The 14,711-nt window shown below is 40.7% G+C and carries 8 protein-coding genes; 2 read left to right on the top strand and 6 right to left on the bottom strand.

Annotated features, from left to right (window positions below; translation table 11 throughout):
• Position 1 precedes the first annotated feature (1 nt).
• Both rbbA and GVO62_RS06730 read right to left on the bottom strand, forming a co-directional pair.
• Positions 2-2,734 (bottom strand): ribosome-associated ATPase/putative transporter RbbA, encoded by a 2,733-nt coding sequence (rbbA, locus tag GVO62_RS06725; protein WP_159118292.1) that lies wholly within the window; start codon positions 2,732-2,734, stop codon positions 2-4.
• The gene (locus tag GVO62_RS06730) at positions 2,734-3,786 is read right to left on the bottom strand and encodes an HlyD family secretion protein (protein WP_159118293.1); all 1,053 of its coding nucleotides are present in this window, start codon (positions 3,784-3,786) and stop codon (positions 2,734-2,736) included. Before GVO62_RS06730 ends, rbbA begins: the two co-directional genes overlap by 1 nt.
• A gap of 189 nt (positions 3,787-3,975) precedes the next feature.
• On the opposite strand from GVO62_RS06730, the gene GVO62_RS06735 reads away from it, so the two are divergent.
• Together GVO62_RS06735 and GVO62_RS06740 are read left to right on the top strand one after the other, a co-directional pair.
• A complete protein-coding gene (locus GVO62_RS06735) occupies positions 3,976-4,578 on the top strand; it encodes a class I SAM-dependent methyltransferase (protein WP_236547092.1) in 603 nt (200 codons plus the stop codon).
• On the top strand, positions 4,578-7,871 hold the full coding sequence (locus GVO62_RS06740; RefSeq protein ID WP_159118294.1) for a DUF3427 domain-containing protein: 3,294 nt from the start codon (positions 4,578-4,580) through the stop codon (positions 7,869-7,871). Before GVO62_RS06735 ends, GVO62_RS06740 begins: the two co-directional genes overlap by 1 nt.
• Positions 7,872-7,914: 43 nt before the next feature.
• Here the strand turns inward: GVO62_RS06740 and GVO62_RS06745 are convergent, their stop codons facing one another.
• The 4 genes from GVO62_RS06745 to GVO62_RS06760 form a co-directional block, all read right to left on the bottom strand.
• Positions 7,915-8,394: a hypothetical protein gene (locus tag GVO62_RS06745; RefSeq protein WP_159118295.1), complete on the bottom strand. Its 480-nt coding sequence runs from the start codon at positions 8,392-8,394 to the stop codon at positions 7,915-7,917.
• A gap of 373 nt (positions 8,395-8,767) precedes the next feature.
• The gene (locus GVO62_RS06750; RefSeq protein WP_159118296.1) at positions 8,768-10,645 is read right to left on the bottom strand and encodes a nuclease domain-containing protein; all 1,878 of its coding nucleotides are present in this window, start codon (positions 10,643-10,645) and stop codon (positions 8,768-8,770) included.
• On the bottom strand, positions 10,642-13,149 hold the full coding sequence (locus tag GVO62_RS06755; RefSeq protein ID WP_159118297.1) for an AAA family ATPase: 2,508 nt from the start codon (positions 13,147-13,149) through the stop codon (positions 10,642-10,644). Before GVO62_RS06755 ends, GVO62_RS06750 begins: the two co-directional genes overlap by 4 nt.
• A 345-nt stretch (positions 13,150-13,494) precedes the next feature.
• Positions 13,495-14,490, bottom strand: a complete 996-nt coding sequence (locus GVO62_RS06760) for a restriction endonuclease (RefSeq protein ID WP_159118298.1) — start codon at positions 14,488-14,490, stop codon at positions 13,495-13,497.
• Positions 14,491-14,711 lie beyond the last annotated feature (221 nt).

Raw genomic sequence — 14,711 nt, forward strand, 5'->3', positions numbered from 1 at the left:
TTTAGCGCTCCTGCTTGCGTAACAAAACAGTGGCAAGCCACAGTGTAACTGGAATAGAAATAGCAATGGCAAACACTGCAAAATCAAGCGTACCAAAGCCTAACCCTTTGCTGAATATTCCCCTGCTAGCAGTTAAAAAATAACTAATGGGATGAAGCTCTCCTATTACGCGCCCTGCCCCTTCTAAGGCAGAAACTGGCGTTATCATGCCTGCAAACTGCACAGCCGGAACCATGGTGCCGATGGTGGTAAGCAAAATGGCGGCAATTTGACTGTTCGTAAAAACTGAAGCCAACAAACCAAAGCTGGTAGAAAAAGTAACGAATAACAACGTTATAAAGCAGAGCACCAACATATCCCCTTTTAATGGGATATCGAAAAGCCACACCGCCATTGCAACTAACAGCAAGAAGCTAACAAACGAAGTAACGATATAAGGTAGTTGCTTACCCAACAAAAACTCTATGCGTGTAACTGGCGTGACGTACAAATTGATTATCGAGCCTAACTCTTTTTCACGCACCACCGCCAATGACGTTAAAAGCGCAGGGATCATCAACAATAACATCGGCATTACCGCAGGTACGATTGCCACTAAGCTTCGAACATCTGGGTTATATAAATAGCGTGATTCAATATTAATATTACTGGTCGACTGCACTTGGCTGGCTTGCGAAGCTTGCTGTAATAGCCACTTCAAGTGAATACCTGTTACATAACCCTCAATAGTTTCAGCCCGTGATGGCATAGAGCCATCAATCCATGCCCCTATTTCCACTTGTTCGCCCTTATGCAGTTTTTGGCTAAATTCAGGGGGAATTTCCACGGCTAATGAAAGCTCGCCGCTTTTCATTCGACGGTCCATATCGGCGTAACTGGTTATAGCAGGCTGCTCATTAAAATAGCGGGAGCCCGATAAAGCATTGCGATAGTTAAGGCTAGTAGAAGTTTGATCGCGGTCGAATACAGCATAGCTTAAGTCATCGACATCCATGGTAATGCCATAGCCAATCACCACCATTAACACCATGCTGCCTAAGAACGACATAGTTAAGCGGATAGGATCGCGAATAAGTTCGAGTGTTTCACGTGATGCGTAACTTAACAACCGCCGTAAGCCTTTTGCACGTTTGCTTGGTGATGCGGTTTTATCTGCACTAAAACTTTCTTGCGCGTTTTGCTCTGGCTTTTGGGTTTGGTTTGTAGGCGTTTGTGCTTCAACCAAGTAATCGATAAACGCACGTTCTAATGTATCGGCAGATTTAGACGCTTTTATGGCCTCAGGTGTATCGGTTACTAACACTTCGCCTGCATGCATTAGTGAAATTCTATCGCAACGTACTGCTTCATTCATAAAATGAGTTGAGATAAAAATGGTTACGCCGTCTTTTCGCGCTAAGGAAATAAGCAACTGCCAAAAGTTATCTCGGGCAACTGGATCTACGCCAGAAGTGGGTTCATCTAATATCAATACTTCAGGTTTATGAACCATGGCCACGGCCAATGACAAACGCTGGCGAATACCTAGTGGAAGGTCGTTAGGTAGGCTGTGTTGATGATGGCTTAAGGCAAAGCGGTTAAGCATTTCATCTACCCGCGAATTTAGTATTTTGCTAGCTACTTTGAATAGCTTGGCATGAAGCATGAGGTTTTGCCGAACGGTTAATTCGGTATACAAAGAAAAGCTTTGCGACATATAACCTACGCGGTAGCGGGTGTTAATATCGTTAGCAGCAAGCGGGCTACCCAGTAAACATGCCTCGCCAGAGGTTTGCGGTAACAAACCAGTAAGCATTTTCATGGTGGTAGACTTGCCGCAGCCATTCGACCCTAGAAAGCCAAAAATTTCACCCTTACCAATAGTGAAGCTAACGTTATTTACCGCCGTAAAATCGCCAAACTTCATAGTAAGGTTTTTAGCTTCAATAGCGGTTTGGGTATGCTCACTAGCTTTATAAGGCTGCACAACTACGTTGCGATGCTGATGCTTTGCGTCTGCGGGTAAAAGCGCAATAAATGCAGCTTCTAAATTGGTGGTTTGCGTTTCCTCAAGCAATGACGTTGGCGAGCCGCTTGCCAGTATTTCACCTGCATTTAACGCTATTAGATGATCGAACTGTTGGGCTTCATCCATATAGGCCGTAGCTACCAGTACCGTAATATTCGGCTGGGCTTTGCGGATATCTTTAATAAGCGACCAAAATTGACTGCGGGCAAGGGGGTCTACCCCTGTGGTGGGTTCATCTAAAATAAGTAAGCGGGGGTCGTGTATTAAGGCACAGCATAAACCGAGCTTTTGCTTCATACCACCAGACAACTTACCAGCTGGGCGTGATAAAAACGGGTAAAGCCCAGTTCGTTTGGTAAGGTTATCTATGCGGGCTCGACGCTGTGCGCGATTGTGCCCAAAAAGTTTGGCGAAAAACTGTAAGTTTTCTTCGACCGATAGCGTGGGGTATAAGTTTTTACCTAATCCTTGCGGCATGTATGCAATGTCGGAACAGATAGCGGCGCGGTGCTTTTCATCACGCATATCGCCACCAAGTACCTGCAGCTGCCCCTTTTGCATAACTCGCTCGCCGGCAATAAGCGACAGCAACGTAGATTTCCCCACACCGTCAGGCCCAATAACGCCTACCGTTAGGCCTTCGGGAATAGAAAGGGCAATATTGTGAATAGCAGTAGTGCTTTTGTAACGAACCGTTAGCGCATTGCACTCAATAATATTGCTCATTAGTCGACAAGCTCAGGTAGGTCGCTAGGCCATTCAGCGTTGTCATTTAACTTTACCCATACTTCACCTGGCAGCCCTGTTTTAACTTTTTCAATGTGCTGCTTTAACAAATCAACAGGAATTTGAGCTTTAACCCTGAACATTAGCTTTTCTCGTTCGCTTTGGGTTTCAACCGATTTAGGTGTAAATTGCGCCACATCGGCAACGTAAGAAATGGTAGCCGGGATAGCTATATCGGGCGCAGCATCAAGCACAATGCGAGCTTCACCGCCCATTGTTAGCTTGCCTACCTGCGTGGCAGGTAAAAAGAATGTCATGTATACGTTTGTTAGGTCGACCAAACTAAGTACACGGCCACCTGCGCCAACAACTTCGCCAGGCTCTACAACACGGTATTGAATGCGCCCACTACGTGGTGCTTTTAACACCATATCGTTAATTTCTGACTGAATTTGCGCAATAGTGGCATCGGCCGCACTTACTGCCGCCTGTGCAGAGTAGTATTGCGCACGCGACGCTTCTATAGTGGCATCGGCCGCTGTTAAACGAGCATTAGCAGCATTTACCGCTGCCTTTGCGCTTTCAACAGTGGTTAGATTATCTTCTGCCAATTGCTTAGACACTGCGCCTGTTTTTGACAATTCATTAGTACGGGCAGCATGCGCTTCGGCTGCTTTTAGCTCAGCTTTAGTTTGTAGCAATGCAGCTTGAAGTGCTGACTTTTCGCTTTGGCGCTGTGCAACAGCCATATTTGCAGCTTCTACCGCACTTTTAGCTTGCTGGCGCTGCGCCTTGGCCTGCTGAAGCTGGCTATTAATGGTAGTAGTATCGAGTTTAGCGACCACATCACCCGCCGTTACTCTGTCACCTTCGTTCACGTAAATTTCTTCTACACGACCTGCCACTTTAGCTGAAATACCAATTTCAGTAGCTTCAATACGCCCGTTCCCCGACACCACATCAACATTTTCAGGGCCACTAAAAATAGTGCTAACAACCACAACCAAAAACACAACGAACATAATAGATAGAATAAACGGCGTTTTTTTCACAGCGGCGCTCCCTGTGGTTTAAAAATAAAGGTGAGAAGTGGCGAAAACACCAATGCTAATAAATTAAGTATACTGAGTAGTGCACTTTAGACTTTGCGCTGGATCAATGTTTTGGTAGGTTGGCCTTACTAGCCGAGCTTTAAGGCATGCTGTAAGTTAGACTAAAACAACGAATGGACTCTGTTCACAGTGACAAAAACAATTGAACACTACAGTGAAAAAGCACAGCACTATTACGATTTGTACAACTCGGTAGACGCCGAAAGTGTGCACAGCGATTGGAAAGCGTTTCTACAAAATACCAAAGCAGGCACCGCGCTTGATGTAGGCGCTGGCAGTGGCCGCGACGCCAACTGGCTAGCCGAACAAGGCTGGAAAGTTACAGCAGCAGAGCCTGCCGATGAGCTAAGAAACCTTGCACAAGCCAATTCACATAACAGTGTTACATGGTGTAACGCTAGCTTACCTGCGCTTACCGCCCTACCCCAAAAGCCAAAAACATACGACCTAATACTGCTTTCTGCTGTTTGGATGCACTTGCCAGAAGCTGAACGACCACCGGCATTGAAACGGTTAGCTGAGTTGCTTTCGGAAAACGGAGCCATGTACATAAGCCTTCGGTTCGGCCCAAACGATGAAGCACGCCCCATGCACCCTATAAGCTACGAGGAATTGGCGACTTTAGCGCAAAGCAATGGACTAACTGCACGCAATTTAAACCCTGTTCCGAGCCAGGATGGTTTGAATCGAGATGATGTGAAGTGGGTTACGGTTGAAGTGGTGAAGGGATAATGACTGCTACAAATTATTTGGTTACCGGTAGAAACCAGCAATACCTTCTACATGAAATTCGCGATGCCCTAAAAAACGCGACAAGTATAGAAATAGCAGTTTCGTTTATTCGTATGTCAGGGTTAAGCCTCATCATTCAAGATATTGAAGATGCGATGAATTCAGAAGAACGTGATGTTAAGTTGTCATTGCTGACTTCAGACTATATGAACATAACTGAACCACAAGCCTTAAAGCGTTTGATGTTGCTTAAGGAGCGAGGCGCTGACATCCAAATCTTTGAAAGCAAGCAGGCCACCAGCTTTCATTTAAAGTCATATATTTTTGTCAAAAATAGTGGCGAAGCATTAACTTCAGCTAGAGCGTTCGTTGGCTCTAGTAACATCAGTAAAACTGCCCTTACCGACGGTATAGAGTGGAACTATCGAATTGATTACCCGAATGATAACGATAAAGAAGCCATGGCCCGAATTGAAGAAATTCGAGAGCAGTATCGCTACCTTTTCACATTGCCCCAAGTTAAGCCATTAACTTACGACTTAATAGCTGATTACGAAATTAGGTACAACACAGCAAGGGTTGTTACACCAATTCAATCTGCTGCATCATTGCCAGATGAAAAAGAGCATGAAATTCCGGAGCCAAGAGAACACCAAGTAACAGCACTAGCAGCACTGAAGCAGGCTCGAGAAGAAGGGCTTCAGAAAGGTTTAGTGGTACTAGCGACAGGTATGGGTAAAACCTACCTAGCGGCCTTTGATGCGGCGCAGATAAATGCTAAAAAAGTACTTTTTGTGGCACATCGCGAAGAGATCTTACTTCAAGCAGAGGCTAGCTTTCTTAAGATACACCCAAACAAAAAGGTAGGTAGATACAGCGGAAGGCAAAAGGATGAGGAATATGACTTTTTGTTTGCCTCCATCCAAACGATCGGACAGTCGTCTCATCTAGCTAAATTTCCTGCTGTTGCTTTCGATTATGTTGTTGTAGACGAGTTTCATCACGCCGCAGCGGGTGGTTACCAACGTTTACTGCAGCATTTCACGCCGTCATTTTTGCTAGGTTTAACCGCAACACCGAACAGGACTGACGGTAGCGATATCCTCAAACTATGCGACAACAATCTTATTTACCAGCAAGACCTGTTTGATGGCGTAAAAGCAGAGGCATTGTGCCCTTTCACTTACTTCGGAATATTCGACAAAGAAGTAGATTACGAGCACCTACCTTGGCGTAATGGTAAATTCGACCCTGAAAAGCTTTCGAATAAACTAGCAACCAAAGGCCGTGCAAAGCATGTGCTTTCTGAGTGGAAAGTAAAGTCGCAAGATGTTTCACTGGCTTTTTGCGTCTCTCGCAAACACGCCGATTACATGGCAGATTACTTTAATCAACAAGGTGTCGCAGCTGCGAGCGTCCACTCAGATTCTTCACTTACGCGCAGCGAAGCCTTAGAAAAGCTTAACAACGGCGAAATTAAAATACTGTTTTCGGTAGACCTATTTAATGAAGGCGTCGATTTACCGAAGATCGATACCGTATTAATGCTTAGACCTACTGAATCAAAAATTCTATTTTTACAGCAAATGGGCCGCGGCCTTCGTAAAAGCGAAGGAAAGGATAGGCTTATTATTTTAGATTTTGTGGGTAACCATCATAGCTTTTTAAACCGCCCAGAAATGTTATTAGCTAGCATAATAGATGGCCCGCAAAACCGCAGGAAAATAGTCGACCTTGCCAAAAATGCAAATAAACTACTTCCAGACGGATGTTACGTTAACTTCGATTTAGAGTTTATCGATTTCCTTACAAGCCTTTCTGAAGACGAGCTTGATATCCAATACGACAAGTTAAAAGAAACGCTAGGCAGGAGACCCACCTACACTGAGTTCTATAATGCGGGCGCGAGTTTAGAAAAACTTAGACGAAATCGAGGATCATGGTGGGAGTTTGTTGATAGTAAGGGCGATCTTAAAGCTGACGAACTGGAAGTGCTTGAAGATCACCTACAGTGGTTTAAAGACGTAGCTGTTACTCGAACTTCGAAGTGCTACAAGTTGGTGTTACTTGCCACGCTGATTGAGCATAAGGCTTTTCAATCGCAGGTAAGTGTTGATGATTTAGCAGAATGGGCACGACAGTGGTTTTTAGATAACCCAGAATGGATTTCGGATTTACCGGAAAGCAAACAACAACTAGCCTCGTTAAGTAAATCAGAGTGGCGAGCGCATTGGCGCAGTAACCCGATTAAGTTTTGGTGTACTGAAGAGCCTGAATCGAAGATTGCTTGGTTTGATATTAGTGATAAGCAATTCCATTTCAAACAAAGTATTTCAGCAATTCAACATGATTTGTTTTTATCAATGACCGTTGAGATTAATAAACAGCGCCTTGCTAGTTACAAGCACAAAAGGTTATCTATAACTACTCCTTCTACAAGTAATGTCGTCCAGTTTCCCGATAGTGTACAACTACCATTTTTCCCAAATATTAAAATAGCTTGCGGTCATTTCAAAACGGGTAATGCCGAGGTATCTGAGCTGGTAAATGCGCCATTTGGTTATGGAAATATAGATAACTCTCGCCACTTCATTGCTCGCGCATCTGGAAACTCGATGAACGGTGGCAAGAACCCTATTTACGATGGTGACTATTTGCTATTGGAACAAATCACGCCAAATAACGCTGGCAGTATTAGTAATACGACAGTAGCTATCGAAAGGCAGGATGAAACTGGCGACAATCAATACTTGCTGCGGAAAGTACTTAAAAATCCAGATGGCTCGTATACCTTGAGAGCAGCTAATCCAGATTATGATGACATGATAGCGAGTGAAGAAATGGTGACATTCGCGCGCTTAAAAGGAAAAGTCGACCCACTGGAGCTATTTGTAGGACACGAGCTAATGCGAGAAGAAATACCGCCGCTTTTCAACGAAGAGTTTAACCCTGGTAATTGGCAATCGGGTCATGTCGTACTCAAAGAAAAGAATGTTCAAATTTTGCTGGTTACCCTAAACAAACAAGGGAAAGGCAGCGAACATCAGTACCACGATTATTTTATTGACGATAAACATTTTCATTGGCAGTCGCAAAATAGCACTTCACCAAGTAACAAGCGTGGAAGAGAAATAGTTGAACATCAGAAATTAGGTAGCCGCATTTACCTTTTCGTTCGAGAGAGTAAATTGAGAGGGAAAACAGCCTCACCTTTTATGTTCTATGGCGAGGTAAAATATATCAATCATGAGAGTGAAAAGCCGATGAATGTGACCTGGGAGCTACTCTCATAAAATTCGTAAAAGGTAGGTCTAAACGGCCTTGTTTTTTCCGCCGTTAATTATTTTTTGTACAAGCTTTTTCCTTTGCAGCTAGATTGGCTGCAGATGCAGATTGCATAACACGCAAGGTAGCTACGCTACATTCCTCTTTACTCTTTTGAGATTGTGATTTTGCTCCGATAGTCACTCTAGCAATAATGGGTTTGTAATTTGTAGCTGCTGAACAATACATGTTTTTCAACTTCGAATATTGCCAACCGGGCTTTTTGTTACTCTGGAGATAAGTACACATCTCTCCAAACATGTTTTTTGCAGACATTGTGCATTTAGATTTGGTATTCAGATCACTATCGTAAAGCCCACACACCGAGTTATTTTGTATTCTCCAAAGCTGATAGGAGTAGGATATGTTCATGCCATCATATTCTACGACCTGAGCTTGGATCTCAGTTCCGTAGACATCAGAAAAATTTTTATACACTGTATTGGAGACTGCTTCTAAATAACTGGCAAAAACTAGTTCGAAAACATCCATAAGAATTTCCTTTTAAATTATAGAACTAATTGGGCTTAGTGAGTTTCAACGAAGCTTCTTGCTCTTATCCTTGTGCAGTACATGCAGATTCCACCCATACCCTCTAGTAGCGGATAACTTGCCTTAATAAACTAAGCGGACACGAAGTAGTTAAAGTGCAACTTCTACCATGCCATTCTACCAAGCGCTCTGAGGGTTCAGCGGAAGGAAACAGAGTGCAGGCTTCACGTTTTTTTACAGCGAACGCGTTTTAAACACTCGTTAAATTGCGCAACATTATGAATCTGTTGAATATCTAAAAAAAGGTTTTTAGATAAATTGCGTATCGCCACTTTTTAATATTACATAACATGCGTGTAACAACGCTTTGATCTTACATAGAAAATATTTTGCTTTCTCTATTCATTAAAACTCTACGCTTCACTTCCTCATGATGATTTTCTGATAAACTCACAAATAGCTTCGAAAGCTTAGAGATACTTTCTGTTTTTGGAAAAATTTTCTGACCTAGCGTTTGTGGATAAACTGGCAAGTCACCACCGAGTCTATGCCTTCGATGTAAGTTAGATATTGAAGAATCAACACCATGAGCATACATGATTAGTAATAGTTTTATGGGTGAAAATCCTACAGAATGGTTCTCTTTCACAGAATAAATATTTCTCAGGTACTTAAGTTCTAAAGAATCAAAATCATAATTTCTAACGTTTGACGATGATTTATATTTGGCGTCTAGAACAATTAAAAGCTCTTCATCCCAGATAGGGGATGTTATAGAAACTATATAATCTGGACAAACATAATACTTGCCATATTTATTATCTCTTCTATTACTAATATTTATTAAGTCACCGGATGCACTTACACCCTCTCTATATTGATATATTCTAGGCTCATGCCTAATAGATATATTAAAATCTTTAGATTTGTAATTGTAAAAATTATTAATTTTTCCATTAGGCAAATTACACCTAAGGCCACTATATGGAAGATTTTCAGAATAATCCAGATACTCTGAAGAAGACAAGTCAACTTTGAAAGCGTCTTCTATCGACTTATTCAATAGCAGTAAGCAGCATAATTCATAGATAGTTGAAAGATTCCTTAGGCCGAATAGAAAGCTATTATCGGATATATTAGGAGCACTGGATAAATACCATCTATGTATACCTCTAAACAAACTTATATATGTGGGTCGGGATGCTATAAACTGAGTAATTCTAGGCATTAAGTTAGGAATAAACTTCGCCCCAATCTTATTACGAAAAAGAGAAATAAGCTTATTAACTTTAACAATTTGAAAATCGATATCTCGGATATGATGATTTATAATTTTATCTTTATATACGCTTAGCACGTTATCGAAACTGACAAAATTGCTACTTTCCTCATAGCCCAGCAACCTCTTTTTAGGTGAAAAACTACCCTTTATTGATGAAGCTCTTATTTTATAAAGAAAGTCTTTCGCCGAATGGAGAAAACTAAAAATAACTCTATTCTCGAAAACATCCGTATCCTGATTTAAGATTTCTTTAGGTATGTTCTCAACTTTATAGCTTCGATTATTAAATCTTATATTGGCTTCTGAAGGAGTCGAGTGTGTAATTTTATCTAGGTTATTTAAAACATATTTTACACTATCTGGCCCGGAAGGTTGCCCATGACCAGTTAGACTAATTTCAGTAGACCACTTAAATCTATAGTCTCTTAATAGTGTTCCCTGATTTTCATAGATATATTCCAATATATCTTTAAGTATCGATAATTTAGTAATTGAATCACTGTCTCCACTTCCAGTACCACCTGATTTTCTCGATTTAGAAAAACAAAGTAGAAGGACATCATCAACATTACTAGACAGAAAATTTAGCATGTCGACTGCCATTTCTGCATTAGCTGGTCTTGCTTTGATATCGACATTCATTACCGAAACTGCTTCTTCATAGCCATCAAAGAAAAGCTTTATTTCACTTTCACCAAAGTAGTTATAGAAAAGTTGGTTTTCATAAGCTTTACTGCTGATGGCCGTTCCATATTTTCTATTTGTGTCAGAAGATTTAATAACTTCTAAATCATATGGAACATCTCCCAAAACTAAGTATGGATTTCCTGAATCAAAAAGGTCACTCGGTATATCGACAAGTATTCTTATAAAATCAGTTTCATTAACTTGTACTGTTTCGTTTTGCGCCACATGGAAAGCTTCAACCGTGTTATTTCTCTCAATTTCTAAAGTCCATTCAATACTCATATCGCACCAAAGCTATGAAGATTTTGTTCACCAGATATAATGATCTTTTCAAGCATTTTTCTTGAGCGAATCATCGATGGCTCTAGGATGCTTAAAAGTTTTTTGAGTCTTTCCATAAAACCAATACCATAGCCGCTTATCAAGGGCATAACATGCTGACTAATCGCGTAATCAAACGCCGTTAACTGGTCACTTATCATTAAAGATGATGCAACGTTGTAGTAATCAGTAATAGCTTTTATCTTTCTATAAGAAACTATTACTTGATTTCCAAGTTTAGGGTCATCATCGCGTAACGTAGCGATAATAGACTCAAATAAAGTAGCCACATCATCGGGCAAGTTTGTGTTTGAATTTGCAAATAGTCTTATATAGTCTGAACCACTGATAACTTGGATATCAGTATCTGAAAAGTCATCAGATGTAACAGAGTTAATTGTGACTTGTTCATCAAAGTTGATAATAGCACTTCTATCTAACATTCTTGGCGTCAGATTCTGTACGGATTCATCATTGTTTATTGTCCCTAGAAAGCGAATGTGCTCGGGTATATTTAGAATGGGTCTACCTGGATCGCCAGTATGTATCAATCTAGATGATTCTGGATCTGCCATCTCTAAAAACGGACTAAAGTAGTGCTCTGGTTGTGAAAGGTTCATCTCGTCTAGTAGTATGACGGAGAGGCTATTATCTTTCCCATCGTCCTTATCTTGTAATGCTACGAGTAGTTCATAAAAGTTTGTTGGCGAACTAACAAAGCTTTGTGACAAAGCATTATAGTAACCAACTATATCCCTTGACGAAGTCCAACCTCTAGAGACAGGAACATTCAGCCCACGCTCACCTAGTCCCATTGCTTTCATTAACAATTTCGCTAACGATGTTTTTCCTGTTCCTGGAAGCCCGCTAAATAAAGTAAATTGCGACTGACTAAGTGTAACTACTATGTTCACTAAATCTTCAAAATCTACTTTCCTGCCTTGTTTGTATAATTGTTCGGTCAATATATCTAAATATTCTTGCTGGGATTTAGCATTATACTCATCTATTTTTAGATTCGCGGGTGAATTGAAATTAACGGTATTTTTTTTCTTTTCGGGTAAAACACCACTCAGCATATCAACTTTAGGCTTCAATTGAAGTAACGTTGATAATAAGTTGTTGTTTTCGTCCTTTACTTCTTTTTGAATTTCACTAAGTTGATTTTTTAGGTTTGCTATATCTTCTTTAAGTATATCTTCTGCCTGCCTCAACTGTTCTCTTCTTTTCTCAAGAATTTCCAGGTCAGAATATTTACTATAAGTCTTCTTTAGTTCTTCTGTTTTCTTGTGTAAATTTTCTAGCTCTGTTTTCTTATTGGTAATTTCGATATCGAACTCTTCTTTTCTTTGCGATAAAATTTTCTCTTGATATTCATCTGATTCCGTATTTCTGCTTTCCTCCGTTTTTATTCTTATCTGTTTTTCTAAGTTTGCTTTTACTTTTTCTAGCTCAGTTATCTCTTTTTTTATTTCTGACTCTCGGCCTTTGAATTTCTCTTCAATGTCTTTTATTTGCTCATCTAGATAGTCTTTTTTGTTCTCGTCAATATACTGTTTAAGGATTTCTTTCCCTTGCTCCTTATCCAAAAACTCAGTTATCAAATTATCTCTATCTCGGCCCCAGTTGTCGGCTTCGTTTAAAAGAGTAAATAGTCTTTCATATCTTGGTTTGTTGAGGCGATACTCTTTCTGAGCAGAAACCATTTTTCTTATTTGAAGTATGTGCGCTTTAGATATATTTTTTATTTGAGGTGAGTTCGCTATTAACGAACCATATTTACTAATGATAGCATCGTCGCTCATGTAATCTTCAAATGAATCGCTTGTCGATTCTTCAAAGATTGCCGGCAAGTTACAGTAGTAGGTAACACTTCCCCCGCCATAGGGAATTATATTTTTTTCATATTTTTTAATTTTATCTTTTGATATCGAAAAAATGTAACCGTCAGGAAGGGAACTCTGGTTTTTAGATGATTTCAACGGCATATGTTTTACGTCAAGTTCAATGACCGTGTTATCATCGCTAAACTCTTTAACGTTGAATGGGCCATGTACTCTGTCGGCAACATCTAACATAATTAAACGTGTATTGATTTGGTTGTTTATTTTTATAGATGGTGAATTCTTATCTGGAATTGAGGGAGCCTGTACACTTTGGACGCATAAAAAACCGCCCTTTAGGCTAGAAGCAGACTCACCTACAGTGACATAGCGACAGTTCCCTTCTTTGGTGTCTTGGTTCGTTGGTCTTACCACCACCTCAAACAAATTGTCTTTGAATTTGTCCTCTAAGTCATCATAACCTCTTGTGACAAAGACTCTTTCCGTCGGGCAGAAGTCCTCTTCTGTGTTGATTGGATAATATTCATCATTGATTTTTTCAAACAGAGCAAAGATCAGACCTTGGGAAGGGTTAGGATATGGGTGGTCAAATGTGCAGATTACAGTGCGTTCATTACTCACTTAATAAGTCCTTTTTTGTAGTTGATTATTTGAACAATTGTCTAAGTATCTCTTATAAGAGACATATTATTTAGCAGGCATACCATTATCATCTATCTATTTAAGGATGCAAGCTGTATCCGGCTCTAGAGTTTTTACCGAAAACGTTATGCCTATGATTTAAGATCTAAATGCTGAACTGCGCTTGTGAGGTTCGGTTAGATTAAGGCCTTAATGGTAAAAGCGCTGAGCGTTTTATATGACGAAGATGAGCTTTCGAATGAGTAATAAGCGCTCAGATCTTTTACCCGCTAATAAGTATTTCAATATTTATTAGCGGGGCACCGTGTTTTATGTTGGGGGAACTCAAAAAATAAGCTGCGGTACTGAAGCGATACCAAGTTTTTGCTTGGTCTTAGGGGACAGATCTTGCCAACGCTCAGCTAACCAATCCACAAGTTGAGTTCCATTCATTAAGTTAACGCTCAATCCGTCCGCGTGCTGTGTTACATCTTCGGCAAAATCTCCTAATGATATTACCCATCGGTAACAATCATCTTCTTTCTCAACTTTCGCTATCTGCTCGATGGCGTGCTTCTCTGTATATCCCACATGGTCTTTCACTTGAACCAAAAGCTCTTGCGTAATGAAAGGGTTGCGTGACTGGGCTTCTATATCAACATCAACGCCAACCTCGTGACTTTGTTTACTAGGTATAACAGCGGTGTAACCCTCAATTTCGAGCAATTCTTTTACAAGGTGCTCTAAGCCCTGCCCACCAGCTTCCAAGTAGTGATTTCTATTTCGAAGGTTATCTAACAGTTTTGCCTTAAATTGCTCTAATTTTTCCCCGGCTTTTTCGTTAATTTTGGATAAAGCACCACTGCTAACATTATTTTTAATGTCATTGTAGCGCTCTATGATTTCGTCTTTGAAGTAGTCTAAATCAGCAACCGTTAAACGTATACGCAGCCTAGACTGTAAACCCTGTTTCAAGTCTGTACGTGCGATTGAAATTGGCTCGTTTTCGGCATCGCAGGGAAACGTTACTTCTATTTGGTTTTCGCCCCACGGTTTGTCTGCGCAGAATTGTTTTTTGCCAGTAGCGACACCAATGTATATGCGCGCAGGCGCTGGAACTACGATTAGATCGCCCTGCTTAACTTCAATGAAACGGCGTAGTTGATTGCCGCTACGTCCTACGCTTTGCTGTGTGCTATCGAGATGTTCAAAGAACTTATCAGCAGTGGTGAAATTACAAAGCTGAAATTGCCCCCACCCAATTCCAGCATATCCCTCGCTGATCAATTCAACAGGTCCCCTCATCAGGAGTACTTTACTATTTTCGAAATCAGGCCCCATACATCCCTCGTATTTTAGGTAAGTTATATCAATGTTTAGTTTAGAACATCATAGCAATCTAAAGTATTTATCCTTTATCCACCAACCATTTAAAAACCTTAATAGCCCTATCAATGCTTTTATCATTATCGAACACCTCGCACTGTAGTTTTGCCACCCACTTTTTTAACACGCTAATCATTGGCGCTAATTGAGTTTATAATAGCGGTTAAACCGTTTTT

This window comes from Alteromonas sp. KUL150, from assembly GCF_009811475.1.
GTDB lineage: Bacteria > Pseudomonadota > Gammaproteobacteria > Enterobacterales > Alteromonadaceae > Alteromonas > Alteromonas gracilis.

What these genes read in the sequence shown, in the direction of transcription:
- rbbA (WP_159118292.1), bottom strand. Translation starts at nt 2,734, where the DNA reads ATGAGCAATATTATTGAGTGCAATGCGCTAACGGTTCGTTACAAAAGC.
- GVO62_RS06740 (WP_159118294.1), top strand. Translation starts at nt 4,578, where the DNA reads ATGACTGCTACAAATTATTTGGTTACCGGTAGAAACCAGCAATACCTT.
- GVO62_RS06745 (WP_159118295.1), bottom strand. Translation starts at nt 8,394, where the DNA reads ATGGATGTTTTCGAACTAGTTTTTGCCAGTTATTTAGAAGCAGTCTCC.
- GVO62_RS06750 (WP_159118296.1), bottom strand. Translation starts at nt 10,645, where the DNA reads ATGAGTATTGAATGGACTTTAGAAATTGAGAGAAATAACACGGTTGAA.
- GVO62_RS06760 (WP_159118298.1), bottom strand. Translation starts at nt 14,490, where the DNA reads ATGGGGCCTGATTTCGAAAATAGTAAAGTACTCCTGATGAGGGGACCT.